The organism is Prauserella sp. PE36 (assembly GCF_003311655.1).
Lineage (GTDB): Bacteria > Actinomycetota > Actinomycetes > Mycobacteriales > Pseudonocardiaceae > Prauserella_A > Prauserella_A endophytica.
Window position 1 is genome coordinate 84365 of record NZ_QEQT01000049.1, and the last position, 24879, is coordinate 109243.

23 protein-coding genes are annotated in these 24879 nt (G+C 69.8%); 19 read left to right on the forward strand and 4 right to left on the reverse strand.

Annotated elements, in window-relative coordinates:
- The first annotated feature begins 57 nt into the window (after positions 1-57).
- From DI005_RS10580 to nuoN, 18 genes are all read left to right on the forward strand, one after another.
- A complete protein-coding gene (locus tag DI005_RS10580; protein ID WP_199542713.1) occupies positions 58-1176 on the forward strand; it encodes a glycosyltransferase family 1 protein in 1119 nt (372 codons plus the stop codon).
- Positions 1176-2279, forward strand: coding sequence for a glycosyltransferase (locus DI005_RS10585; RefSeq protein WP_112266518.1), 1104 nt, complete (start codon positions 1176-1178; stop codon positions 2277-2279). Before DI005_RS10580 ends, DI005_RS10585 begins: the two co-directional genes overlap by 1 nt.
- A 10-nt stretch (positions 2280-2289) precedes the next feature.
- Positions 2290-3006: a demethylmenaquinone methyltransferase gene (locus DI005_RS10590; RefSeq protein WP_112266519.1), complete on the forward strand. Its 717-nt coding sequence runs from the start codon at positions 2290-2292 to the stop codon at positions 3004-3006.
- A complete protein-coding gene (locus DI005_RS10595) occupies positions 3003-4271 on the forward strand; it encodes a geranylgeranyl reductase family protein (RefSeq protein ID WP_113642003.1) in 1269 nt (422 codons plus the stop codon). The genes DI005_RS10590 and DI005_RS10595 overlap by 4 nt, the downstream gene beginning before the upstream one ends.
- Positions 4272-4700: 429 nt before the next feature.
- On the forward strand, positions 4701-5096 hold the full coding sequence (locus DI005_RS10600) for an NADH-quinone oxidoreductase subunit A (RefSeq protein ID WP_112266521.1): 396 nt from the start codon (positions 4701-4703) through the stop codon (positions 5094-5096).
- Positions 5097-5101: 5 nt separating this feature from the next.
- Positions 5102-5650: an NADH-quinone oxidoreductase subunit B family protein gene (locus DI005_RS10605; protein WP_112266522.1), complete on the forward strand. Its 549-nt coding sequence runs from the start codon at positions 5102-5104 to the stop codon at positions 5648-5650.
- Entirely contained in the window at positions 5650-6417 is a 768-nt protein-coding gene (locus DI005_RS10610) for an NADH-quinone oxidoreductase subunit C (RefSeq protein ID WP_113642045.1), read from the forward strand. The genes DI005_RS10605 and DI005_RS10610 overlap by 1 nt, the downstream gene beginning before the upstream one ends.
- A gap of 34 nt (positions 6418-6451) precedes the next feature.
- Positions 6452-7825, forward strand: coding sequence for an NADH-quinone oxidoreductase subunit D (locus DI005_RS10615; protein ID WP_113642004.1), 1374 nt, complete (start codon positions 6452-6454; stop codon positions 7823-7825).
- Positions 7822-8682, forward strand: coding sequence for an NADH-quinone oxidoreductase subunit NuoE (gene nuoE, locus DI005_RS10620; RefSeq protein WP_112266524.1), 861 nt, complete (start codon positions 7822-7824; stop codon positions 8680-8682). Before DI005_RS10615 ends, nuoE begins: the two co-directional genes overlap by 4 nt.
- Positions 8679-9962, forward strand: a complete 1284-nt coding sequence (nuoF, locus tag DI005_RS10625; RefSeq protein WP_112266525.1) for an NADH-quinone oxidoreductase subunit NuoF — start codon at positions 8679-8681, stop codon at positions 9960-9962. The genes nuoE and nuoF overlap by 4 nt, the downstream gene beginning before the upstream one ends.
- Positions 9959-12466, forward strand: a complete 2508-nt coding sequence (locus DI005_RS10630; protein WP_113642005.1) for an NADH-quinone oxidoreductase subunit G — start codon at positions 9959-9961, stop codon at positions 12464-12466. Before nuoF ends, DI005_RS10630 begins: the two co-directional genes overlap by 4 nt.
- A 29-nt stretch (positions 12467-12495) precedes the next feature.
- Entirely contained in the window at positions 12496-13794 is a 1299-nt protein-coding gene (nuoH, locus tag DI005_RS10635) for an NADH-quinone oxidoreductase subunit NuoH (protein ID WP_112266830.1), read from the forward strand.
- Complete coding sequence (gene nuoI, locus DI005_RS10640; RefSeq protein ID WP_112266528.1) at positions 13781-14347, forward strand: NADH-quinone oxidoreductase subunit NuoI; 567 nt, start codon at positions 13781-13783, stop codon at positions 14345-14347. The genes nuoH and nuoI overlap by 14 nt, the downstream gene beginning before the upstream one ends.
- Positions 14347-15231, forward strand: coding sequence for an NADH-quinone oxidoreductase subunit J (locus DI005_RS10645; protein WP_112266530.1), 885 nt, complete (start codon positions 14347-14349; stop codon positions 15229-15231). The genes nuoI and DI005_RS10645 overlap by 1 nt, the downstream gene beginning before the upstream one ends.
- Positions 15228-15527 carry an NADH-quinone oxidoreductase subunit NuoK gene (gene nuoK, locus DI005_RS10650; RefSeq protein WP_112266532.1) on the forward strand — a complete coding sequence of 100 codons (300 nt, stop codon included), beginning with the start codon at positions 15228-15230 and terminating at the stop codon, positions 15525-15527. Before DI005_RS10645 ends, nuoK begins: the two co-directional genes overlap by 4 nt.
- A gap of 10 nt (positions 15528-15537) precedes the next feature.
- On the forward strand, positions 15538-17436 hold the full coding sequence (gene nuoL, locus DI005_RS10655) for an NADH-quinone oxidoreductase subunit L (RefSeq protein ID WP_113642006.1): 1899 nt from the start codon (positions 15538-15540) through the stop codon (positions 17434-17436).
- Positions 17433-18980: an NADH-quinone oxidoreductase subunit M gene (locus DI005_RS10660; protein WP_112266536.1), complete on the forward strand. Its 1548-nt coding sequence runs from the start codon at positions 17433-17435 to the stop codon at positions 18978-18980. Before nuoL ends, DI005_RS10660 begins: the two co-directional genes overlap by 4 nt.
- A gap of 8 nt (positions 18981-18988) precedes the next feature.
- Positions 18989-20557 (forward strand): NADH-quinone oxidoreductase subunit NuoN, encoded by a 1569-nt coding sequence (gene nuoN / locus DI005_RS10665; RefSeq protein ID WP_112266538.1) that lies wholly within the window; start codon positions 18989-18991, stop codon positions 20555-20557.
- Here the strand turns inward: nuoN and DI005_RS10670 are convergent.
- Genes DI005_RS10670 through DI005_RS38170 form a run of 4 tightly spaced genes read right to left on the reverse strand, consistent with a single transcriptional unit; the run spans position 20550 to position 23627 of the window.
- A complete protein-coding gene (locus DI005_RS10670) occupies positions 20550-21230 on the reverse strand; it encodes an ESX secretion-associated protein EspG (protein ID WP_228713612.1) in 681 nt (226 codons plus the stop codon). The two genes, nuoN and DI005_RS10670, sit on opposite strands and share 8 nt — an antisense overlap.
- A gap of 3 nt (positions 21231-21233) precedes the next feature.
- Positions 21234-22535, reverse strand: coding sequence for a PPE domain-containing protein (locus DI005_RS10675; RefSeq protein WP_113642007.1), 1302 nt, complete (start codon positions 22533-22535; stop codon positions 21234-21236).
- 1 nt (position 22536) lies between these two features.
- Positions 22537-23178: a DUF3558 domain-containing protein gene (locus DI005_RS10680; RefSeq protein ID WP_158303028.1), complete on the reverse strand. Its 642-nt coding sequence runs from the start codon at positions 23176-23178 to the stop codon at positions 22537-22539.
- Positions 23175-23627 carry a hypothetical protein gene (locus DI005_RS38170; RefSeq protein WP_158303029.1) on the reverse strand — a complete coding sequence of 151 codons (453 nt, stop codon included), beginning with the start codon at positions 23625-23627 and terminating at the stop codon, positions 23175-23177. The genes DI005_RS10680 and DI005_RS38170 overlap by 4 nt, the downstream gene beginning before the upstream one ends.
- 231 nt (positions 23628-23858) lie before the next feature.
- On the opposite strand from DI005_RS38170, the gene DI005_RS10685 reads away from it, so the two are divergent.
- The gene (locus DI005_RS10685; RefSeq protein WP_112266545.1) at positions 23859-24878 is read left to right on the forward strand and encodes a polyprenyl synthetase family protein; all 1020 of its coding nucleotides are present in this window, start codon (positions 23859-23861) and stop codon (positions 24876-24878) included.
- The last annotated feature ends 1 nt before the right edge of the window (position 24879 follow it).

Sequence of the window (24879 nt, forward strand, 5' to 3'; positions counted from 1 at the left end):
GCTCATCCGTTACGTGTCCGTGGTTCCGCTGCCCGGCACCGCTGCGAGAGTCGGTACGTGCGAGTCGCCATCGTCACCGAGAGCTTCCTGCCCCAGGTGAACGGCGTGACCAACTCCGTGCTCCGGGTGGTGGAGCATCTGGGCGAACACGGTCACGAGGTCCTCGTGATCGCACCGGGTGCGGGCCAAGAGGAGTACCGGGGTGCCCCCGTGGTGCGGGTGCCCGCCGTGGACCTGCCCGTCGTCAACTCACTGCCGGTCGGCGTGCCGACCAGGACCGTGCTCACCGCGCTCGCGCACTTCGTGCCGGACGTGGTCCATCTGGCGTCACCGTTCGTGGTCGGGGCGCGCGGGCTCGCCGCGGCGCGGCGCCTCGGGGTGCCGGTGGTCGCGGTCTACCAGACCGACATCGCCGGGTTCGCCACTGCGTACGGGCTCGGCCTCGGTGCTCGCGCCGCTTGGCGCTGGGTGCGCCGCCTGCACAGCAAGGCCGACCGGACGCTCGCGCCGTCCACCCACTCGGTGCGGGAGCTGCGGCTGCACGGCGTGCCGCGCGTCTACCGCTGGGGCAGGGGCGTCGACATCGAGCGGTTCTCCCCGGCGCACGCCGACCCTGCCCTGCGCGCCGAGCTGGCCCCGAACGGTGAGCTGCTCGTCGGCTTCGTGGGCAGGCTGGCGCCGGAGAAGGAGGTCGACCGCCTGACCGCGCTCGCCGGGATCGAGGGTGTGCGGGTGGCCGTGGTCGGCGACGGCCCCGAGCTCGACGGCCTGCGCGCGAGCCTGCCCGGCGCGGCGTTCCTCGGCGCCCGCTACGGCGAGGAGCTGGCCACCGCGTACGCGAGCCTCGACGTGTTCGTGCACACCGGCCCGCACGAGACGTTCTGCCAGGCCGTGCAGGAGGCCATGGCGTCGGGCCTGCCCGTGCTCGCGCCCGCCGCGGGCGGCCCCCGGGATCTCGTCGACCACGGCTCGACTGGCTTCCTGCTGTCACCGGAGCGTTCGCGGTTCGCCGCCGAGTTGCGGGCGCGCGTCGAGGAGCTGCGGGACGGCGACCTGCGCGCCCGGCTCGGCACGCAGGCGCGGCGCGGCGTGCTCGGGCGCACCTGGCCCGCCGTGTGCGACCAGCTCGTGGGCCACTACGAAGCGGTCCGGGGCCACGTCTTACGGGCCGCGTGATGCACATCGTGCAGCTCGCGAACTTCTACGGCCCCCGCTCCGGCGGGCTGCGGACCGCGCTGCACCATCTGGGCGCGGGCTACGTCGCGAGCGGGCACCACGTGACCCTGGTCGTGCCCGGTGCCCGGCACGCCGACGAGACGTTGCCCAACGGCGTGCGCCGCGTCACACTTCCCGCGCCGCGGATCCCCGGCACCGGCGGGTACCGCGCGGTCGACCCGTACCGCGTTCGGAGCCTGCTCCGCGTGCTGGAGCCCGACCGCCTCGAGGTCTCCGACCGGCTCACGCTGCGCGGCATGGGCCGCTGGGCCAGGGACCGGGGCGTGCCAAGCGTCGTGATCTCCCACGAGCGGCTCGACCGGTTGCTGGAGCAGTTCCTGCTGCCCGGCCCGGTGGCCCGCCGGGCCGCCGATGCGGCGAACCGGCGCATGGCTGCCGGCTACGACAAGGTGGTGTGCACCACGGCGTTCGCGCGCGCCGAGTTCGACCGGATCGGCTCGCCCAACGTGCAGCGCGTGCCGCTCGGTGTCGACCTGCGAGCGTTCACGCCGACCCTGCGTGACGACGGCTGGCGGCACACGCTCTCCGGCGGCGCCGACGCGCTGATCGTGCACTGTGGACGGCTGTCGCCGGAGAAGCACGTCGAGCGCAGCGTCGACACGGTGGCCGAGCTGACCGAGTCCGGGGCGAAGGTCCGGCTCGTCGTCGCCGGTGACGGGCCGAGGCGCAGGGCGCTGGAGCGCAGGGCCCGCGGGCTGCCGGTGACGTTCCTCGGATTCCTCGCCGACCGCAACGAGGTCGCCAGGCTGCTCGCGACCGCCGACGTCTCGCTGGCCCCCGGCCCGCACGAGACGTTCGGGCTCGCGGCGCTGGAGGCGCTCGCGTCGGGCACGCCCGTGGTGGTGTCGGCCTCGTCGGCGCTGCGGGAGATCGTGCGGCCGGGCTGCGGTGCCGCCGTCGCCGACCACGCGCCCGCCTTCGCCACGGCGGTGACGGGCCTGCTGGACGAGCCGGAGCCCCACCGCAGGGCGGCGGCACGGGCGAGGGCGGAGGAATTCGCGTGGCCGGTCGCGGTGCGGGGGATGCTCTCGGTTCTCGCCTAGACTCGCGGGCATGTCACGAGCGAGCCTGGACAAGGATCCTCGCGAGGTCGCCGCCATGTTCGACGGAGTCGCGGCGGGATACGACCGCGCGAACTCCGTCATGACGTTCGGCTTCGACCGGCGCTGGCGCATCACCACGGCCAGAGTGCTGGAGGCGCGGCGCGGGGAGACGGTGCTCGACCTCGCGGCCGGCACCGGGGTTTCGACCAAGGAGTACTCGCGGGGAGGCGCCTACTGCGTCGCCGCGGACTTCTCGCTGGAGATGCTGCGCAACGGCAGGCAGCGCGGTGTGCCGATGGTCGCCGCCGACGCCCTGCGCCTGCCGTTCGCCGACGAGAGCTTCGACGCGGCGACGATCTCCTTCGGCATCCGCAACTTCGTGGACACCAAGGCGGCGCTCACCGAGATCGCCCGCGTGGTCAAGCCGGGTGGGCGGCTGGTGATCTGTGAGGTGTCCACGCCCACGTTCCCGCCGATCCGGTTCCTCTACCGCAAGGTGATCCTGCGCGCGATGACGTGGCTCGGCAGGCGCGCATCGTCCAATCCGGACGCCTACGGCTACCTGGCCGAGTCGATGCTCACCTGGCCCGACCAGCGCGCGCTCGGCGAGATCATCGCTTCGGCGGGCTGGACGAAGGTGGAGTGGCTCAACCTCACCTTCGGTGTCGTGGCCATCCACCGTGCTCGCAAGCCCGCCGCGGACTCCTCCGTAAACTCGGACGCATGAACAACGATGCCGAGGTCATCGTCGTCGGTGCGGGTCCGGCCGGCTCCACGGTGGCCACGTACCTCGCCCGCGCCGGTGTGGACGTGTTGCTGCTGGAGAAGACCACGTTCCCGCGCGAGAAGGTGTGTGGCGACGGCCTCACCCCGCGCGGCGTGAAGCAGCTGATCGACCTCGGTGTCGACACGAGCCGGGAAGCGGGCTGGGTGCACAGCAGGGGCCTGCGCATCCTCACCGGCGACCTGACGCTCGAGCTGGACTGGCCGGACCTGACGAGCTATCCGCCCTACGGCGTGGCGCGGACCCGGCACGACTTCGACGACCTCCTCGCGAAGACGGCCGTCAAGGCCGGTGCGCGGCTGTACGAGCGCACCACCGTCACGGGCGCGATCACCAACGCGGCCGGCCGTGTGGTCGGCGTGGAAGCCAAGGTGGGCCCCGAGAAGACGCCGGTCAGCTACCGCGCGCCGCTGGTGCTCGCGTGCGACGGTGTCTCGGCACGCCTCGCGCTCTCGGTGGGTATCGACAAGGACGAGAAGCGGCCGATGGGGGTGGCCGTACGCCGCTACTACAAGAGCCCGCGCCACGAAGATCCCTACATCGAGGGTCACCTGGAGCTGTGGGACCGCAGCGATCCCCGCAGGCCCAAGCTGCTGCCCGGGTACGGCTGGGCTTTCCCTCTCGGCGACGGCACCGTGAACGTCGGGCTGGGCATGCTCTCGACGTCGGCGTCGTTCCGCAACACCGACTACCGCGCGCTGTTGCGGTCGTGGCTCGACTCGACGCCGGAGGAATGGGGCTACCGCGAGGAGAACGCGGTCGGCAAGATCGGCGGCGCCGGCCTGCCGATGGGCTTCAACCGCACGCCGCACTACCGCGACGGGCTGCTGCTGCTCGGCGACGCGGGCGGCATGGTGAGCCCGTTCAACGGCGAGGGCATCTCCGCGGCGATGGAGTCGGCGCAGCTGGCCGCCGAGCACGTGGTGCAGGCGCTGGCCCGGCCGGAGGGGCCCTCGCGTGAGCGTGCGCTGAGCGGCTACCCGCGCGCGCTGGCCGATCTCATGGGCGGCTACTACCGGCTCGGCAACGTCTTCGCCAAGGCCATCGGCAAGCCGAAGGTGATGCGCGCGGCGACGAAGTACGGCCTGCGCGTCAACCCGCTGATCCCGCTCGTCTACAAGGGGCTCTCCGGCTGCTACGACGCGAAGGGCGGCGACGGCGTCGACCGGCTCATCTCCCTGCTCGCGCGCGTCACGCCCAGCGCCTGACGGGCACGTGGGATAGCTCACAGTACGGCTGTACTTTGTGCTGTGCGTACGGCGCCGTTCGTCGCTTTTGCGCAGGTGACCGGGGTTCGCGTGGCACTGCGTGTGCACTCTGTGGCACAGCAAGTTAGGTAACCCTTATAGCACGGGCACTAGCGACAAGCATGTGAGTCGAGTCCTACACTGCCCCCATGCTTTGTGAACGGCTTCACAACTTCGACGAGAAGCTTGTGAACTATTTCACAAGCGCCCTTGTGCTCTCGGGCGGAGACAGGGGTGGTTGACCACACGGGGTAAGGGTGGCCTAACCCTCAGCGGTGTGACTCAGGTCCCTTAGGGTGCCGCCCAGAAGTCGCACAGAAACACACGTCCGTAACGCAGCGGCGCGGAAAGGATGGTGCCGCAGTGAACTCATCGGTTGCCTCGGCAGGGATGGTGCTGGCACAGGGCGGTGCGGAGGCCGGCATCGGTGTCTACCTGCCGCTGGTGCTGATCTTCGTACTGGCGCTCGCCTTCGCCGTGTTCTCCGTGCTGCTGGGCCCGCTGGTCGGGCCGAGCCGCTACAACAAGGCCAAGCTCTCGGCCTACGAGTGCGGCATCGAACCGTCGCCGCAGCCGCTGGTCGGCGCGGGCCGCATGCCCGTCGCCTACTACGTGACGGCGATGCTGTTCATCCTCTTCGACATCGAGATGGTGTTCCTGTTTCCCTACGCGGTCTCGGCGGACGCGCTCGGGCTGTGGGGCGTCGCGGCGGCCACCCTCTTCATCGCAACCTTCTTCATCGCCGACGCCTATGTATGGCGGCGCGGCGGGCTGGATTGGAACTGACGGCTATGGGTCTCGAAGAGAAGCTCCCCAACGGCATCCTGCTGGCCAAGCTCGAGGGCGTGGTGAACTGGGCTCGCAAGAACTCGTTGTGGCCCGCGACGTTCGGACTCGCCTGCTGCGCCATCGAGATGATGACCACCGGCGGATCCCGCTACGACATCGCGCGGTTCGGCATGGAACGCTTCAGCGCCACGCCGCGCCAGGCCGACCTGATGATCGTCGCGGGCCGGGTGACCCAGAAGATGGCCCCGGTCCTGCGCCAGATCTACGACCAGATGGCCGAGCCGCGCTGGGTGCTGGCGATGGGCGTGTGCGCCTCCTCCGGCGGCATGTTCAACAACTACGCCGTGGTGCAGGGCGTCGACCACATCGTCCCGGTGGACATGTACCTGCCGGGCTGCCCGCCCCGGCCCGAGATGTTGCTCGACGCGATCCTCAAGCTGCACGCCAAGATCCAGGACGAGCCGATGGGCCCGCGCCGTGCCGCGGCCAGGGCCGCCAGCGGCGAGCAGACCGCGATCGTGCCCTCGTCGATCAAGTTCGCGAAGAAGTGATCCCAGTGCCTGAAGAGAAGCCAGAGACCGGAGCCGAACAGTCGAGCGCCGAGCGGCCGGAGAGTGGGCTCGAGCCGCGCGGATCCGAACCCGCCCGGCCTGCCGAGCCGGTGGTCGCGGGCCGGGAGCGCAAGGGGATGTTCGGCGTCTCCGGCACGGGCGACACCTCCGGCTACGGCGGCCTGCGGCTGCCCGCGTACTCACCGCCACCGGCCGAACGGCCCTACGGGGGTTGGTTCGACGACTTCGCCGACGAGTTCTACGCGGCGCTGGCCGACAACGGCATCCCCGCCGAGGCGATCCTGCAGGTGACCGTCGACCGCGGCGAGATCACCTTCTACGTCGCCCGCGAGCACCTGGTCGCCATCTGCCGCACGCTGCGCGACGACGCCGGCCTGCGGTTCGAGCTGTGCAGCTCGGTGTCCGGTGTGGACTACGGCGTCGACGTGCCGCAGCGCCTGCACTCGGTGTACCACCTGACGTCGATGACCTACCGGCGCCGGATCCGCCTCGAGGTGACGCTGGACGTCGAGGATCCGCATGTGCCGTCCATTGTGGACGTCTACCCGACGGCCGACTGGCACGAGCGCGAGACCTACGACATGTTCGGGATCGTCTACGACGGGCACCCCGCGCTCACCCGCATCCTCATGCCGGACGACTGGGACGGGCACCCGCAGCGCAAGGACTACCCGCTCGGCGGGATCCCGGTGGAGTACAAGGGCGCGGAGATCCCGCCGCCCGACACGCGGAGGTCGTACTCATGACACGGCCGAAGCACTCTTTCCCGCTGGAGGCGCAATGACAACGAGCGATCGTCTCGCCGACGCGACGACCGGCACCGACACCACACCCGAAGGTGCCGACAGCGTCGGCTACGCCGCACACCGCGAGACCACCGAGGGCCGCGTCTACACGGTCAGCGGTGGCGACTGGGACGACGTCCTCTCCGACGCCGCGCACGACGAGCGCATGGTCATCAACATGGGCCCGCAGCACCCGTCGACCCACGGAGTGCTGAGGCTCGTGCTGGAGATGGAGGGCGAGACCGTCACCCAGCTCCGCTCGGTGATCGGCTACCTGCACACCGGCATCGAGAAGAACTGCGAGTACCGGACGTGGACCCAGGGCGTCACGTTCGTGACGCGCATGGACTACCTCGCGCCGCTGTCCAACGAGATGGGCTACTGCCTCGCCGTCGAGAAGCTGCTCGGCATCGAGGCGCCTCGCCGCGCGCAGCTGCTGCGCGTGCTGCTGCTGGAGCTCAACCGCATCGGCTCGCACCTCGTCTACATCGCCACCGGCGGCATGGAGCTCGGCGCCACCACGGCGATGACGCTCGGCTTCCGCGAGCGCGAGGAGGTGCTGCACCTGCTGGAGCACCTGACCGGCCTGCGCATGAACCACGCGTTCATCCGGCCCGGCGGGCTCGCGCAGGACATGCCGGAGGACTTCCACGAGGCCGTCACCGAGTTCTGCAAGGTGATGGACGAGCGGCTTCCGCTCTACGACAAGCTCTTCACCGGCCAGCCGATCTGGCGCAACCGGCTCAAGGGCGTCGGCTACCTTCCCGTCGACGCGTGTCTCGCGCTCGGCGTCACCGGCCCGGTGCTGCGCTCCGCCGGCCTGCCGTGGGACCTGCGCAAGGTGGAGCCGTACTCCTGCTACGACGAGTTCGAGTTCGACGTGCCGACCTCGAACGGCGCCGACTGCTGGGCGCGCTACCTGATCCGCGTCGAGGAGATGCACCAGTCGCTGCGGATCGTCCGGCAGGTGCTGAAGAAGCTCGAACCGGGTCCGGTGATGGTGGAGGACAAGAAGATCGCGTGGCCCGCGCAGCTGTCGATCTCCAGCGACGGCATGGGCAACTCGCTCGAGCACGTCCGCAAGATCATGGGTCAGTCGATGGAGTCGCTGATCCACCACTTCAAACTCGTGACCGAGGGCTTCCACGTCCCGCCGGGCCAGGTGTACGTGCCGGTGGAATCGCCGCGCGGGGAGCTCGGCTACCACCTCGTTTCCGACGGCGGCACCCGGCCGCTGCGCGTCCACGTGCGCGAGCCGAGTTTCGTGAACCTGCAGTCGATGCCGGCGATGTCGGAGGGCGGCCTCGTCGCCGACGTGATCGCCGCGATCGCCTCGATCGACCCGGTGATGGGGGGAGTGGACCGATGACCACGCCGTCGGAGACGCCGCGGCCGGGCAAGGAGCCCGCCAAGCAGACCTTCGCCGCCGCGGGCGAGGACGTCGACGTCGTCGCGATCTCGCCCGTCCGCGAGGAGGGCATGCTGGCCGACGACGCGCTGGCCGACCCGTTCGGCCCCGACATCGAGGCCAAGGCAAAGGAGCTGGCCGCCCGCTACCCGCAGTCGCGTTCGGCGCTGCTGCCGATGCTGCACCTGGTGCAGTCGGTGCAGGGCTACGTGAGCCAGGAGGGCATCGCCTTCTGCGCCCACCAGCTCGACCTCTCCGAGGCCGAGGTCAGCGCGGTGGCCACGTTCTACACGATGTACAAGCGCAAGCCCTGCGGCGAGCACCTGGTGAGCGTGTGCACCAACACGCTGTGCGCCGCGCTCGGTGGCGACGCGATCTACAAGCGGCTCCAGGAACACCTCGGCGAGGACGGGAAACCGCTCGGGCACGAGGAGACCGCGGGCACGCCTGGCGAGCCGGGTTCGGTCACCATCGAGCACGCCGAGTGCCTCGCCGCGTGCGACCTCGGCCCGGTGCTGCAGGTCAACTACGAGTACTACGACAACCAGACGCCCGAGAAGGCGGTGGAGCTCGTGGACGCCTTGCGGCGCGGGGACAAGCCCGCCCCTTCGCGCGGCGCCCCGCTGTCGGACTTCAGGTCGGTGGAGCTCCAGCTCGCCGGGTTCTTCCCCGAGGACGACGAGGCGTTCCGCATCGACGTGGACGGCCCCTCGCAGGCCGTCGAGACGCTGCGGGGGGCGCAGCTGGCCGCGGAGCGCGGCTGGACGGCGCCAGCGATGTCCGATGACGTACCCCTGCCGGAGGTGGAGGCGAAATGACGGCCGATCCCGTTACCCCGGTACTCACCAAGAGGTGGCTGTCGCCGCAGTCGTGGCGGCTGTCGACCTACGAGAAGCTCGAGGGCTACACGGCGCTGCGCAAGGCGCTGAAGGGCACGCCGGAGCAGCTCGTGCAGCTGGTGAAGGACTCGGGCCTGCGCGGTCGCGGCGGTGCCGGGTTCCCCGCGGGCGTCAAGTGGTCGTTCATGCCGCCCAACGAGGACAAGCCGCACTACCTCGTCATCAACGCCGACGAGGGCGAGCCGGGAACCTGCAAGGACATCCCGCTGATGATGGCCGACCCGCACTCGCTCATCGAGGGGTGCGTCATCGCCTCGTACGCGATGCGCTCGCACCACTGCTTCATCTACGTGCGCGGTGAGGCACTGCACTGCATCCGCAGGCTCAACGCCGCCGTGCGCGAGGCGAAGGCGGCGGGCTACCTCGGCACCGACATCCTCGGCTCCGGTTTCGACCTGGAGATCACCGTCCACGCGGGAGCGGGCGCCTACATCTGTGGCGAGGAGACGGCGCTGCTCGACTCGCTCGAGGGCCGTCGCGGCCAGCCGCGGCTCAAGCCGCCGTTCCCCGCCGCGGCGGGCCTTTACGCCGCGCCGACGACGGTGAACAACGTCGAGACGATCGCGAGCGTGCCCTACATCGTCAACGGCGGCGCCGACTGGTTCCGCCAGATGGGCAGCGAGAAGTCGCCGGGGCCGAAGATCTTCTCGATCTCCGGCCACGTCGAGCGGCCAGGTCAGTACGAGGCCCCGCTGGGCACCACGCTGCGGGAGCTGCTGGAGCTGTGCGGGGGCATGAAGGACGGCATCCCGCTCAAGTTCTGGACGCCGGGTGGTTCGTCGACGCCGCTGTTCACCGCCGAGCACCTGGACGTGCCGCTCGACTTCGAGGGCGCCGCCGAGGCGGGGTCGATGCTCGGCACCACCGCGGTGCAGGTCTTCAACGAGACCGTCTCCGTGCCGTGGGCCGTGATGAAGTGGACGCAGTTCTACGAGCACGAGTCGTGCGGCAAGTGCACCCCGTGCCGCGAGGGCACGTACTGGCTCGCGCAGATCCTGGAGCGCATGGTCTCCGGTCACGGCACCGAGGAGGACATCGACACCCTCCTCGACGTCTGCGACAACATCCTCGGCCGCTCGTTCTGCGCACTCGGTGACGGCGCGGTCAGCCCGATCACCAGCGGCATCAAGTACTTCCGGGACGAGTTCCTGGCGCTGTGTGAGAGCAACAGGCGTGAGCTGGTGGGAGCGCAAGCATGACGATGGCACCAAGCCACAAGGACGAGGTGACTGAAACCCCGCCGGGTTACGTCAAGCTGACGATCGACGGGGAAGAGGTCATCGCCCCCAAGGGCGAGCTGATCATCCGTACTGCCGAGCGGCTCGGCACCGTCATCCCGCGGTTCTGCGACCACCCGCTGCTCGACCCGGCCGGCGCGTGCCGCCAGTGCCTCGTCGAGGTGGAGATGGGCGGCAGGCCGATGCCGAAGCCGCAGGCGTCGTGCACGATGACGGTCGCCGACGGCATGGTGGTCAAGACGCAGCGCACCTCGCCCGTCGCCGACAAGGCGCAGCAGGGCGTGATGGAGCTGCTGCTGATCAACCACCCGCTGGACTGCCCGATCTGCGACAAGGGCGGCGAGTGCCCGCTGCAGAACCAGGCGATGGCGCACGGGCGGCCGGATTCGCGGTTCCGGGACAAGAAGCGCACGTTCCCCAAGCCGCTGCCGATCTCGACGCAGGTGCTGCTCGACCGCGAGCGGTGCGTGCTGTGCCAGCGCTGCACGAGGTTCTCCGCGCAGATCGCGGGCGACCCGTTCATCGAGCTGCTCGAACGCGGGGTGCACCAGCAGATCGGCACCGCGGAGACGGCCGACGTGCTGGACATGGCGTCGCGGACCACCAGCGGCAAGCCGTTCCAGAGCTACTTCTCCGGCAACACCATCCAGATCTGCCCGGTCGGCGCGCTCACCAGCGCGCAGTACCGGTTCCGGTCGCGGCCGTTCGACCTCGTGTCGTCGCCGAGCGTGTGCGAGCACTGCTCGTCGGGCTGCGCGGAGCGCACGGACTTCCGGCGCGGCAAGGTGATGCGCAAGCTCGCCGGTGAGGACCCCGAGGTCAACGAGGAGTGGATCTGCGACAAGGGCCGCTTCGCGTTCCGGTACTCGACGGCCGCCGACCGCATCCGCACCCCGCTCGTGCGCAACGCCGAGACCGGTGAGCTGGAGCAGGCGTCCTGGACGCAGGCGCTCCGCGTTGCCGCCGAGGGGCTCGCGAAGGCTCGCGACGGCAAGGGCGTCGGGGTGCTGCCCGGCGGCCGCTCGACGGTCGAGGACGCCTACGCCTACAGCAAGTTCGCCCGCGTCGCGTTGCGCACCAACGACATCGACGCCCGCGCGAGGGCGCACTCGCCCGAGGAGCTGGACTTCCTGGCCTCGCGCGTGGTGGGCACCAGCCCGGAGAACGGCGTCACGTTCAACGCGCTGGAGCACGCGCCGCTGGTGCTGTGCGTGGCGTTCGAACCGGAGGAGGAGGCCCCGGCCGTCTACCTGCGGCTGCGTAAGGGCGCGCGCAAGCACGGCACCAAGGTGGTCCACATCGGACAGTGGTCCACGCCCGCGGTGACGAGGACGTTCGGCGAGCTGCTCGCGTGCGTGCCCGGCGGCGAGGCGAGCGCGGTGGAGGGCATCGCCCAGCACGCGCCCGACCTCGACGAGGGGCTGCGGGCCGAGGGCGCCGTGGTGCTCGTCGGTGAGCGGGCCGCCGAGGTGCCCGGCCTGTTCTCCGCGCTGCACCGGCTCTCGGAGCGCACCGGTGCCCGGCTCGCGTGGATCCCGCGCAGGGCGGGCGAGCGAGGCGCGGTGGAGGCCGGCGCGCTGCCGACGCTGCTGCCCGGCGGCCGGTCCGTCACCGACGCTGCGGCCCGCGCGGAGGTGGAGCAGGCATGGAACCTCGCCGAGGGCGCGCTGCCCGCCGAACCGGGGCGCGACACCACGGGCATCCTGAACGCGCTGGTCACCCGCGACCTCGACGGCCTGCTCGTCGGCGGCGTCGACCCGGACGACCTGCCGGACCCGGCGCTGGCGCGCAAGGCGCTCGCGGCGGCGGGTTTCGTGGTGAGCCTGGAGCTTCGGCCGAGCGCGGTGACCGAGCACGCGGACGTGGTCCTGCCGATCGCCCCTGTCGACGAGAAGGCGGGCAGCTTCCTGAACTGGGAGGGTCGTCGTCGCGAGTTCTCGGTGACGCTGGAGGGCACGGGCGCGCTGCCCGACTGCCGGGTCCTCGACACCCTGGCCGTCGAAATGGACGCCGACCTCTTCACCCAGACCCCGGCCGCCGCGGCAGGCGACTTCGCGCGACTGTCCCCCAAGGCCACCTTGGGTGCGTTGAGCGCAACAAAGGTGGCCTTGGGGGCCGCTCCGGACGTCCCGAACGGAGCCGTGGCGGCGCCGGGTGAGGGGCAGGCGGTGCTGGCGACCTGGCGGCAGCTGATCGACGACGGCTCCCTGCAGGTCGACGAGCCGCACCTGGCGGGAACCGCGCGCCCCGTGGTCGCCAGGATGTCCGCCGCCACCGCGGAAGGGCTGAACGGGCACGTGACCGTCTCCACCGACCGCGGCTCGATCACGCTGCCCATCGAGGTCGCCGACCTGCCGGACGGCGTGGTCTGGCTGCCCGGCAACTCGCCGGGCTCGAAGGTCCGTGCCACGCTCGGCGCCGGGCACGGCGCCATGGTCTCCATCGCGGCCGGAGGTGCACAGTGACCCCGCTTCTCGCCCAGGCGCAGGAGTCCATGACCAGGGCGGAGCTGCTCGCGGACGATCCGCTCTGGCTCATCCTGATGAAGGCCGTCGTGCTCATGCTCGTCGGCCCGATCCTCACCGTTGTCCTGATCGTCGGCGAACGCAAGATCGTCGGCCGCATGCAGAACCGGCCCGGTCCCAACCGCGTCGGACCGTTCGGGATGCTCCAGTCGATCGCCGACGCGATCAAGCTGCCGTTCAAGGAACAGGTCATCCCCGACACGGCCGACCGCAAGGTGTACTTCCTCGCGCCGGTGATCGCCGTGGTTCCCGCGCTGATCGGCCTCGCCGCGATCCCGTTCGGCCCCGAGGTGTCGATCTTCGGGGAGCGCACGGTCCTGCAGCTCGTGGAGCTGCCCGTCAGCGTGCTGCTCGTGCTGGCGGGCGCTTCGGTCGGCGTCTACGGCATCGTGCTCGCCGGCTGGGCGTCGGGCTCGCCGTACCCGCTGCTGGGCGGCATGCGCTCGGCGGCGCAGGTGATCTCCTACGAGATCGCGATGGGTCTGGCCATCATCGGCGTGGCGCTCTACGCTCAGTCGCTCGCCACCGGTGACATCGTGGAAGCGCAGGCCAGCGGCTGGTACTTCTACCTGCTGCTGCCGAGCTTCGTGATCTACCTGATCTCGATGGTCGGCGAGACCAACCGCGCGCCGTTCGACCTGCCCGAGGCCGAGTCCGAGCTCGTCGGCGGCTTCCACACCGAGTACAGCTCGATGAAGTTCGCGATGTTCTTCCTCGCCGAGTACACGAACATGGTGATCGTCTCGGCGTTCGCGACCACACTGTTCCTCGGCGGCTGGATGTTCCCGTTCGTCGGGCTCGACTCGCCGCTCAACCAGGGCTGGTGGCCGGTCCTCTGGTTCTTCGCCAAGATGGCCGTGCTGCTCTTCGGCTTCATTTGGCTGCGCGGCACACTCCCGCGTTTCCGCTACGACCAGTTCATGAAGCTGGGCTGGAAGGTCCTCGTGCCCGCCGGCCTCGTGTGGCTCGTGCTCATCGCACTGGTGCGAGCGATCCGCAACGACGGCAACGTCTCCACGGGGCAGATCCTCGTGATCGGCGGCATCGCCATCGTGGTGGTCGTGCTGCTGACGCTGTTGATCCCGGAGAAGCGCGTGGAGGACGACGACTCGGTACCGATCACCGGCGGTGGCCACCCGGTGCCGCCGCTGGACCTGAAGGTGCCGGAGACCACCCCGCGCAGCAAGGCGCTCAAGGCAAAGGCCAAGTCCGCCAAGCGAACCGCCGCGCTCGCCTCGACCAAGGAGGGTTCCGATGGGGATCTTTGATCCCATCAAGGGCTTCGGCGTCACCTTCGGGATGATGTTCAAGAAGGTGGCCACCGAGGAGTATCCGGAGATCGGCGCGCCCGCGGCTCCCCGCTACCACGGCAGGCACCAGCTGAACCGGCACCCGGACGGGCTGGAGAAGTGCGTCGGCTGCGAGCTGTGCGCCTGGGCGTGTCCCGCCGACGCGATCTTCGTCGAGGGCGGCGACAACACCGACGAGGAGCGCTACTCGCCGGGTGAGCGGTACGGCAAGGACTACCAGATCAACTACCTCCGCTGCATCGGCTGCGGCCTTTGCGTTGAGGCGTGCCCGACCCGGTCGCTCACGATGATCAACTTCTACGAGCTGGCCGACGACGACCGGCAGAAGCTGATCTACACCAAGGAGGACCTGCTCGCGCCGTTGCTGCCAGGCATGGAGCAGCCGCCGCACCCGATGCGGCTCGGCGACGACGAGCAGGACTACTACGTGCACGGCCCCGAACTGGCCCGCGGCCGCGGTGTCCCGTCCGGCGAGACCGTGGAGACGTCCGAAGAGAAGGCCATGCAGTGATGACGCAGAGTGCTCTTTTCCTCGCGCAGGCGGGCGCCGAGGCGACCGTCTCCACCGGGGAGGCCATCTCGTTCTGGGTACTGGGGCCGATCGCGGTCGCAGGTGCGCTGGGCATGATCTTCGCCCGCAACGCGGTGCACTCGGCGCTGTGGCTCGTGCTCACGATGCTCTCGCTCGGGATGCTCTACCTGATCCAGCAGGCGCCGTTCCTCGGCTTCACGCAGATCATCGTCTACACCGGCGCGATCATGATGCTCTTCCTGTTCGTGCTCATGATGGTGGGCAGGGAGTCGTCGGATTCGGTGGTCGAGGTCCTGCGCGGGCAACGGCTCACCGCGGCGGTGCTCGGCATCGGCGTCGCCGGGGTGCTCGCGGGCGCGCTCACCCGGGCGCTCACCGACGTCACCCCCGCGCCGCCGCTCGACCCGTGGTCGCCGGAGGGCGGTGGCGCTGGGGGCCTCGGCAGGCTGATCTTCACCGACTACCTGTTCCCTTTCGAGCTCACGTCGGCGCTGCTGATCACCGCTGGGATGGGCGCGATGGTGCTCACGTTCACCGATCGGCACGCCAAGACGGGCAAGCGCTCCCAGCGTGAGCTGGTGGTGGCCAGGTTCCGCGGTGAGTACGAGCGCCCGTCGCCGAAGCCCGGCCCCGGCGTGTTCGCCACCTCCAACTCCGTCGCGACGCCCGCGCTGCTGCCCGACGGCTCCGTGGCACCCGAGTCGCTGTCCGAGCTCATCGAGTCGACCTCCGCGGCCCGGCTGGAGGCCGAGCGCAAGCAGGTGACCGGCGAGACGCCGCAGCCCGACGCGCACGCGCTGGTGGGCTCCGAGCAGGACGCCGCGAAGTCCGCCGAGGCCGAGAGGGAGGACGGCGACCGATGACACCGACGTACTACCTGCTGCTGTCGGCGCTGCTCTTCACCATCGGCGCCGTCGGCGTGCTGGTGCGGCGCAACGCGATCGTCGTGTTCATGTGCATCGAGTTGATGCTCAACGCCGTGAACCTCACCCTCGTGACGTTCGCGCGCATCAACGGCGACATCGACGGCCAGGTGATGGCGTTCTTCGTGATGGTCGTCGCCGCCGCAGAGGTCGTGGTGGGGCTCGCGATCATCATGGCGATCTTCCGCACCCGCCGCTCGGCCTCGGTCGACGACACCAACCTCCTGAAGTACTAGGGGACCAACCTTGATCGCATCATCGTGGCTGCTGGTCGCGTTCCCGGCGCTCGGCGCGCTCATCCTGCTGGCAGGCGGTAAGCGGACCAACGCGTGGGGGCACCTGCTCGGGTGCGCGACGGTCATCGCGTCGTTCGTCTACGGCCTGGTGCTGTTCTTCTCCGAGTCCTTCGAGCAGGCCGGTGACACCACGGTCTACTCGTGGATCCCGGTGGAGGCGCTGCAGGTCGACTTCGGACTGCGCATCGACGCGCTGTCGGTGACGTTCGTGCTGCTGATCACGGGTGTCGGGTCGCTGATCCACATCTACTCGATCGGCTACATGGCCGACGACGCCGACCGGCGCCGGTTCTTCGGCTTCCTGAACCTGTTCGTCGCCTCGATGCTCGTACTGGTGCTGGGTAACAGCTTCGTGACGCTGTACCTCGGCTGGGAGGGTGTCGGCCTCGCGTCCTACCTGCTGATCGGCTGGTACCAGGACCGCCCGTCCGCGGCCACCGCGGCGAAGAAGGCGTTCCTGATGAACCGCGTCGGTGACGTCGGCCTCGCGCTCGCGATCTTCCTGATGTTCAAGTACATCGGCAGCACCGGCTACGAAGAGGTGTTCGCGGGCATCGGCGACGTCTCGCCTGCCGTGGTCACCGCGATCGGCCTGCTGCTTCTGCTCGGCGCGTGCGGCAAGTCGGGCCAGTTCCCACTGCAGGCGTGGTTGCCAGACGCGATGGAGGGCCCCACCCCGGTGTCGGCCCTGATCCACGCGGCGACGATGGTGACCGCCGGGGTCTACCTCGTTGCCCGCTCGGCGCCGATCTACAACCTCACCGAGGACGGTAGGCTCGTCGTCACCCTAGTCGGCGCGTTCACGCTCCTGCTCGGGTCGATCATCGGCTGTGCCTACGACGACATCAAGAAGGTGCTCGCGTACTCCACGGTGAGCCAGATCGGGTACATGATGCTGGCCGTCGGGCTCGGCCCGTTCGGCTACGCGCTGGGCATCGCGCACCTGCTCACGCACGGCTTCTTCAAGGCGGGGCTCTTCCTCGGGGCCGGTTCGGTCATGCACGCCATGAACGACGAGGTCGACATGCGCAAGTTCGGCGGCCTCTACAAGAAGATGCCGATCACGTTCGCGACGTTCGGACTGGGTTACCTCGCGATCATCGGCTTCCCGTTCCTGTCCGGCTTCTACACCAAGGACGCGATCATCGAGGCCGCGTTCGGCCAGGAAGGCTGGCGCGGCTGGGTGTTCGGCGGCTCGGCGCTGCTGGCGGCCGGGATCACCGGTTTCTACATGACCCGCCTTGTGTTGCTGACGTTCTTCGGCAAGGAGCGCTGGCGCCAGGCGAAGTCGGCCGACGGCAGGGAGTTCCACCCGCACGAGTCGCCCGCGGTGATGACCGCGCCGATGATCGTGCTCGCGGTGGGCTCCGTCGCCGCCGGTGCGCTGCTGATCAGCGGCGACACGCTCGCCGACTTCCTGGCGCCCTCGGTGGGCGAACTGGCCGAGGGCGAGCACGGCGTGCTGCCGCACGCGCTCGTCCCGTGGCTCACCGTGCTGATCTCCGCGCTCGGTGTGGGCCTCGCCTGGATGTTGTTCGGCCGCAGGGACACCGCGATCGAGCGTCCGCGGAACGTGGCGTGGCCGGTGCGGGCCGCTCGCAAGGACCTGTACGGCAACGCGCTCAACGAGGCGCTGGTCGCCACGCCGAGCCTGTGGGCTACGCGCTTCGCGGTGTTCCTCGACAACCGGGGCGTTGACGGCGCGGTCAACGGGCTCGCCGCCGCGCTCGGCGGCGGGTCGGGCCGAATGCGCAGACTCCAGACCGGGTTCGTCCGCTCGTATGCGCTGTCGATGCTCGGCGGCTCGGTGCTGATCGTCGCCGCACTGCTGATGGTGAGGTTCTCATGACCTGGCTACTGGCCCTGATCCTGCTGCCGCTGGCCGGCGCGCTCGTCGTCGCCGGGCTGCGGTCCAACGACCGGCTGGCGACGCTTGCCGCGCTCGCGGTGTCCATTGCGGAACTCGCGCTGATCGTGCCGTTCTGGCTCGCCTACGACCCGGCGGGCGAGCGCATCCAGCAGGCGTCCTCGATGGAGTGGATCCCGACCTTCGGCATCCACATCTCGTTCGGCACCGACGGCATCTCGCTCATCATGATCGCCGTGATCGCGCTGCTGGTGCCGATCATCATCGGCACGCTGAACTCCACCGGGAAGCTGCCGGAGGGGCGTAGCGCGGGCGGGTTCCTCTCGCTGGTGCTGGTGCAGGAGGCGCTGACCATCGCCGTGTTCGCGGCGACCGACGTGTTCCTGTTCTACGTGCTCTTCGAGATCATGCTGATCCCGATGTACTTCCTCATCGGTGGCTACGGCGGCGCCAACCGCCAGTACGCGGCGGTGAAGTTCTTCCTCTACTCGTTCCTCGGCGGCCTGATCATGCTGGCCTCGGCGATCGGCGCGTACTCGCTCGCCTCCGACGAGCTGGGCCAGGGCACCTTCGACTGGGCCACGCTCGTCGAGGTGGTGCGCGACGCCCCGGCGAGCACGCAGATCTGGCTGTTCCTCGGCTTCTTCCTCGCGTTCGCGATCAAGGCGCCGCTGGTGCCGTTCCACACCTGGCTGCCTGACGCGGCCGGGCAGGCGCCGATCGGCGTCACCGTGCTGCTCGTCGGCGTGCTCGACAAGGTCGGCACGTTCGGCTTCCTGCGCTACTGCCTGCCGATGTTCCCCGAGGCCAGCGAACGGCTCGCGCCGCTCGTCCTCGTGCTCGCCGTCGCCGGTGTGATCTACGGCTCCGTGCTCGCGGCGGGTCAGCAGGACATGAAGCGCTTCGTCGCCTACGTCTCCATCGCGCACTTCGGCTTCATCGCGCTCGGGATCTTCGCGTTCACGCCGCAGTCGGTGGTGGGCTCGGCGACGTACATGCTCAACCACAGCCTCGCCACCGGCATGCTGATCATCGTCGTCGGCATCATCGCCGCGCGCGGCGGTTCCACGCGGATCTCCGACTACGGCGGCATGGCGAAGGTGACCCCGATCCTCGGCGGCATGCTCCTGATCGCCGGTCTGTCCACATTGTCCCTGCCGGGCACGAACTCGTTCATCAGCGAGTTCCTGGTCCTGCTTGGCTCGTTCGAAACGAGGCCCGTCTACGCGATCATCGCGACGGTCGGCATGGTGCTCGCCGCCGCGTACGTGCTGTGGCTGTACCAGCGGATCATGACGGGTCCGGTGCGCGGTGACGCGCTCATCGGCGCCGGCGGGGGACCTGGGACGGCGGTGGCCCCCGAAGCCGGGGCGAAGAAGGCCATCCGTGATCTGTCGGTGAAGGAGATCGCGGTACTCGCGCCACTGGTGGTGCTGATCGTCGGCCTCGGCTTCTACCCGAAGCCGGTGCTCGACACGGTCACGCCGTCGGTGGAAGCGACCCTCACAGCGGTGCAGGAAAGGTAATCCCAGCCGTGAACGTTTTTCTCGCCCAGCAGGCGGACCGCATCGAAGCGCCCGCCATCGACTACGCGGCCATCCTGCCGATGCTGATCATCCTCGGCGCCGCGTGCATCGGCGTGCTGTTCGAGGCGTTCCTGCCCAAGCACCAGCGGTGGCCGGGGCAGGTCGTGCTGAGCCTGCTCGCCATCGCCGCGGCCGGGGTCGCACTCGGCGCCTACGTCGGCGACTCGCCCGCACGCGGCGTCACCACTCTCAGCGGCACGCTGTCGGTCGACAAGCCCGCGCTGTTCCTCTGGGGCACGCTGCTCGCGCTCGCGCTCGGCGCGGTGCTGCTGATCGCCGACCGGTCCATCGAGCCGGGCGGCGCGTTCGTGGCGCAGGCCGGGATCTCGCCCGGCACCGTGCAGGACCGCGCGCAGGTCGGCTCCACCGGCATGCAGACCGAGGTGTTCCCGCTGGCGCTGTTCGCGCTCGGCGGGATGATGGCGTTCTGCTCGGCCAACGACCTGCTGACGATGTTCATCGCGCTCGAGGTGCTGAGCCTGCCGCTGTACCTGATGTGCGGGCTCGCGCGCCGGCGGCGGCTGCTCTCGCAGGAGGCCGCGGTCAAGTACTTCCTGCTCGGTGCGTTCGCGAGCGCGTTCTTCCTCTACGGCCTCGCGCTGCTCTACGGCTACGCGGGCTCGGTGCGGCTCGCCGACATCGCCAACGCCACCGCGGGCACCGACCGCTCCGACACGCTGCTCTTCGCCGGTCTCGGCCTGCTGATGGTCGGCCTGCTGTTCAAGGGCTCTGTGGGCCCGTTCCACACCTGGACCCCCGACGTCTACCAGGGCGCGCCGACGCCGGTGACGGCGTTCATGGCGGCGTGCACGAAGGTCGCCGCGTTCGGCGGGATGCTGCGGGTGCTGACGGTCGCTTTCGAGTCGACCAGCTGGGAGTGGCGCGGCGTACTCTGGGGCGTCGCGATCATCTCGATGGTGATCGGCGCCGTGCTCGGCCTCACCCAGACCGACGTCAAACGCATGATCGCGTACTCGTCCATCGCGCACGCCGGGTTCCTGCTGGTCGGCACGATGGCGCTGACCGAGGACGGCCTGTCCGGCACGCTGTTCTACCTGCTGGCCTACGGCTTCACCACCATCGCCGCATTCGGTGTGGTCTCGCTGGTGCGCGACTCCACAGGCGAGGCGACGCACCTGTCGGCGTGGGCGGGCCTGGCGAAACGGTCGCCCCTGCTCGCCGCCGTGTTCACGTTCCTGCTCCTCGCACTCGCCGGCATCCCGCTGACGAGCGGTTTCGTGGGCAAGTTCGTGGTGTTCTCGGCGGCCCTTTCCGACGGCATGGCGCCGCTGGTGGTGATCGCGCTCGTGTTCAGCGCCGTCGCGGCGTTCTTCTACCTGCGTGTCGTGGTGCTGATGTACTTCTCGGAGCCGGCCCCGGACGGTCCGACGGTCACCGTGCCCGGCGCGTTCACCACGGCCGCGATCACGCTCGGCGTGGTGGTGACCCTGCTGCTCGGCGTGCTCCCGGCGTTCGCGCTGAACTGGGCGGGCGCCGGCGGCTTCGCCCTCAGCTGAGGCCGGCCCTGACGGCGGCGAGCCGGGCGGCCAGCTGCCCCGGCTCGCCGGCGAACACCGTCAGGTGCCCGCCTTCGGTGTGCGCGAAGCCGAGCCTGCCGGTGTCGCTGTCGAGGTAGCCGACGGGCGTCGGTGCCTCCACGCGCTCCCCGCCGCCCGCGCGGCGAGCGACGTGCAGAAAGCCCATGCCATGGGGACTCTCCAGCAGTCCGGCGAGGCCGCCGAGATCGTCCTTCGGCAGGGAGAACGTCTCGACGTGCGCGGGCCGGTAGCGGGGGAGCTGCCCGGCGAGCACGGTCGGGTAGTCGCGGTCGCCGAGCGAGCGCAGGTGAACCGTCCGGTCGCGGTGCCGGGCGAGGACGGCAGAGCGTCCCCGGATGGCGACGAGCACGCCGTACTGCGCGTCGCCGTTGCGGATGTGGGCGAAGTACTCGGTGTGTGGCCGGTCGAGCACGTGCAGCACGTCCTCGAAGTCCGGATCGAGACCCTTGCCGACCGTGAGCCCCTGTTCGGTGAGTTGCTCGAACGCCTCGCGGTCCACCCGCCGGGCCGCCGAAGGCGGGACATAACGGGCACCGCCGGAGAAGATCGCGTGCGGCTCCCCGCAGCCGGCCCACGTCATGGCCGTGAGCAGGGTGTGCAGCGGCAGCTCTGCCGCACCCGTCCAGAACACGGGCTAGTTGGTCTTGCGCTCGCCGAGCACCGGCGGCGTGATCTTCTCGACCGGCCCCGCGAACGTCTCGTCGGGATCGGGGTTGCGCAGGTACGCAGGCGGAGTGCGCTCCTTGTCCTCCTCCTTGCCGCGTCCGCCGCCGACGGCGCCCATGGGCATGCCGGTGGAGCCGCGTGGACCGGCTCCGGCGCTCTGGGCGGTGCCACCGCGGGTGGCCGTCTCGCCCGGCACCCCCGTGCCGGTGGCCCGGCCGGGAGGGGGCGCGGCCTGCCCGCCCTGCCCCGGAGAGCCGGGAGTGCCCGGTGCGCCGGGTATCCGGGCGAACCCGTTGCCGGTGCCTGTTCCGGGTCCTGCTCCTGTTCCCGCTCCCGCGCGTGGGCCGGTGCCGGGGGCGGGTGGGTAGCCGGCGTAGGGATTGGGCGGAGCCCACGGCCCGTTGCCGGTGTTGAGGTGGTTGATGGGCTTGCCGGTGGGTCCGAACTGGTAGTCGGGCTGGGAGGTGACCGGCGGGTTGACGGGCTGGGGCCGGTAGGCGGCGGCGTGGGTGCCCTCGTCGGCGGAGGTGTCCCCGGCGTGGCCGCCGGTGTTGCCCCCTGGAACGTCGCCGACCCTGCCGCCGGTGCTGCCGACCGGCGTGGTGGTGCTGCCGACCGGCCTCCCCTGAGGGCTGTCGACGCTTCCACCGGTGACCGGAGCGGGCCGCACGCCGCCGACGACGGGAGCCGAGGTGGTGTCCCTCGTCGTGGTGGCTTCCTTGCCGGAGGCGCCGTCGATGAGGCCGACGGGTGCGCCGAGGCCAGCGAGGGAGGCGTAACTGGCGGGCATGGTCTCGCCGTTGGCGGTACTGGCCTGGTGGTAGGCGGCGAACGCCTGCACGTTGGCCTGGCTGTCGGTGTTGTACTGGTCGAGCTTGGCCTGGTAGGAGTTCTGCCCCTGCATGAAGGAGACGAAGTCGTCTGCGGTGATGGCGGGCGGATCGGCGGAAACGGGCACCACGCTGTTGCTCACGGTGCCGAACGCGCTGATCTGGTCGGTGACGGCCCGATCGGCGATGTCGAGGTACTTGCTGTCCACATCGGACGCCTTGGCGAGCGGCCAGGCGGCATTGGCGGCGGCACTCCCACCCTCACCCTGCCACCCGGAGTCGATCTGCCCGGCAAGCTTGGCAACCTCGTCAGCACACTCCTGCAGCTCCTTGCGGAGGTCGGCGTTGACACTTTGCGCCGACTGGAGTGGGTCGGTGCCGACGCCCCCTGTGATCTGCTCGTAGATCTCGGCAGCGGTCAGTGGTCCTTCGGTCGCCATGTCAGTTCCTTGCCTTGATATTGCCGATCACCGCGGTCGTCACTTCATATGCGGCCTCGCAGGGGTCGACCTGCCCGACCTTGTCCTCGCCGAGCAGGACATTGACGTTCACACTGGTTTCGTCGCTGGTCCCGACGCGCACCGTGCAATCGCCACCGGCGCGGTTGTCGTCGAGTTGATAAGCCACGGCCGGATAACCGTTGGCAGGTGGGAGCTCTTCGAAGTACTCGTAGGCATCACGGTTTGCGTACAGAGCTCGAAGGCCGGTGTTCGTCGCGTCGGGGAGCGCGACGTGGATGCCGGATACGCTAGTTCCCTTGCGCCAAGCACACTCCGGGCCTGCGGACGCCTCAAGATCGGGTGTCGCCACGTTGCCCTCACCGAAGAATTCTTCGACTTGCTCGGGTGTCAAGGCTTCGCAGGGCGCCGCGCGTAGGTAGGAGATGTCGAGTGGCTGGTCGATAGCAGGTATCGCTGAGTCGGGGGTCGAAGCCGTCTCCGTCGGAGTGCTGGTGGAGGAATCTGCTGGCCTGGCCTCCCCGGGCTCCGGATTCGAGCACGCTGCGATCGGTAGCAAGCCGAGGGTGGCTGCTCCGACCAGAGCAAGACAGCGCCACGACGGCGTTGCACAGCGGACGCTCACCCGAACTTCCCTTCCGATTTGCCTCCGGTGATCGTGGCCTCTTCGTCGGCGACGCGATACGCCGAGTTGGCGGCGCGGAATCGCTCCGCCATGTCTTCGCAATACCGCGTGCGTTGCTGAAGTGCGCGGGCGAGTTCGCGGGCCGAGGATCGAACGCGTTCGGCGTTGCCCTCACTCGCGTACTCGAGGCCCGGTCCGTTGACTTCATTCAGCATCTCCGCGCGAACCCGGGCGTTGCGGAACTTGTCCGCCAGGTCGTCCCACTTGTTCGCCAGAGCCTTGAGCTGTTCCGCGTCGAAGGCGAAGCCTGGGCCCGTGTTCGGGCCGCTGCCGCCTGCCTGGGACGCCCACGGGACCGTGCCGCCGGACTGGTTCGGTGCCGGGTCCTGCGGGGTCGGCACGTAGACCTTCGGGTCCGGCATGGCATGGCCCCGGATTTCCTTGGCCATCGCGCCCCCTCCACTATGACCGTTACGCCGTGAATACGCTCTGTGCCCGTCCTCGCAACGTAGCACGCTATCCACACTCGCACTGCCGATTCCGCGAGGTTGGCGCGCAAGCGCTTGCGCCGACATGTCGCCAGCATCACGATTCCGCTGGTCCGGAGGGTCATCGACCGTTGATCCGTTGCCATTAGGCTGGTGGCGATCGTTACCCAGTGCCGAGAGGGCGGAACCGACGTGTCAGTGCGTGATGGCGCCATCGAGGACTTGCGCGCCGCGGTCGGGCTGCAGATCGCCGACGAGGAACTGCTCCGAGACCTCGCGGGTGGCTTGCACGACGTCGAGGAACTGCTGCGCGAGGTCGTCCGCAGTGACGTGCAGGCCGTCAACGAGGCCGCTCGGCACCTGGTCGAGGCCGGTGGCAAGCGCTTCCGCCCACTGTTCACGCTGCTGGCGTCCCAGTTCGGCAAGGGGGGCCGTGAAGCGGTGATCACCGCCGCCGCCGCGGTCGAGCTCGTGCACCTCGCCACGCTCTACCACGACGACGTGATGGACGAGGCCACCATGCGGCGCGGCGCCCCGAGCGTCAACGCCCGCTGGGACAACACCGTCGCCATTCTGACGGGCGACTTCCTCTTCGCCCACGCGTCGCGCCTCGTGGCCGATCTCGGCACCGACGCGGCGCGCATCACCGCCGAGACGTTCAGCGAGCTGGTGACCGGCCAGATGCGCGAGACGGTAGGGCCCGGCGACGGCGAGGATCCCGTCGCGCACTACCTGTCGGTGATCGCGCAGAAGACCGGTTCCCTGATCGCCACGGCCGGCCGCTTCGGCGGGATGCTCTCCGACGCCTCGCAGGAGCACATCGACGCGCTGCGCCGCTTCGGCGAGATCATCGGTACCGCGTTCCAGATCTCCGACGACATCATCGACATCGACTCGCCGTCCCACGAGCTGGGCAAGTCGCAGGGCACCGACCTCCGCGAGGGCGTGCGCACACTGCCGATGCTGTACGAGCTCGCCGAGGACCGGCCCGACCCGAGGCTTGCCGAGCTGCTTCGCGGGCCACTCGACGACGACGCGCTGATCGAGGAGGCGCTCGGCCTGCTTCGCACGTCGCGCGGTCTCGAGCGCGCGAGGGCCACCCTTTCCGACTACGCTCAGCGCGCGAGGACGGAGCTGGCAGCGTTGCCGCCGTCTCCGGCGCGGGATGCCTGCGAGTCGGTGGCCGACTACCTCGTCGCACGCACCCACTAGG

Coding starts and splice junctions, on each gene's coding strand:
- DI005_RS38170 (WP_158303029.1), bottom strand. CDS start 23,627: ATGGCCAAGGAAATCCGGGGCCATGCCATGCCGGACCCGAAGGTCTAC.
- nuoK (WP_112266532.1), top strand. CDS start 15,228: ATGACACCGACGTACTACCTGCTGCTGTCGGCGCTGCTCTTCACCATC.
- DI005_RS10585 (WP_112266518.1), top strand. CDS start 1,176: ATGCACATCGTGCAGCTCGCGAACTTCTACGGCCCCCGCTCCGGCGGG.
- DI005_RS10590 (WP_112266519.1), top strand. CDS start 2,290: ATGTCACGAGCGAGCCTGGACAAGGATCCTCGCGAGGTCGCCGCCATG.
- DI005_RS10645 (WP_112266530.1), top strand. CDS start 14,347: ATGACGCAGAGTGCTCTTTTCCTCGCGCAGGCGGGCGCCGAGGCGACC.
- DI005_RS10630 (WP_113642005.1), top strand. CDS start 9,959: ATGACGATGGCACCAAGCCACAAGGACGAGGTGACTGAAACCCCGCCG.
- DI005_RS10600 (WP_112266521.1), top strand. CDS start 4,701: ATGGTGCTGGCACAGGGCGGTGCGGAGGCCGGCATCGGTGTCTACCTG.
- nuoE (WP_112266524.1), top strand. CDS start 7,822: ATGACCACGCCGTCGGAGACGCCGCGGCCGGGCAAGGAGCCCGCCAAG.
- DI005_RS10675 (WP_113642007.1), bottom strand. CDS start 22,535: ATGGCGACCGAAGGACCACTGACCGCTGCCGAGATCTACGAGCAGATC.
- nuoF (WP_112266525.1), top strand. CDS start 8,679: ATGACGGCCGATCCCGTTACCCCGGTACTCACCAAGAGGTGGCTGTCG.
- nuoI (WP_112266528.1), top strand. CDS start 13,781: ATGGGGATCTTTGATCCCATCAAGGGCTTCGGCGTCACCTTCGGGATG.
- DI005_RS10615 (WP_113642004.1), top strand. CDS start 6,452: ATGACAACGAGCGATCGTCTCGCCGACGCGACGACCGGCACCGACACC.
- DI005_RS10595 (WP_113642003.1), top strand. CDS start 3,003: ATGAACAACGATGCCGAGGTCATCGTCGTCGGTGCGGGTCCGGCCGGC.
- nuoH (WP_112266830.1), top strand. CDS start 12,496: ATGACCAGGGCGGAGCTGCTCGCGGACGATCCGCTCTGGCTCATCCTG.
- DI005_RS10660 (WP_112266536.1), top strand. CDS start 17,433: ATGACCTGGCTACTGGCCCTGATCCTGCTGCCGCTGGCCGGCGCGCTC.
- DI005_RS10605 (WP_112266522.1), top strand. CDS start 5,102: ATGGGTCTCGAAGAGAAGCTCCCCAACGGCATCCTGCTGGCCAAGCTC.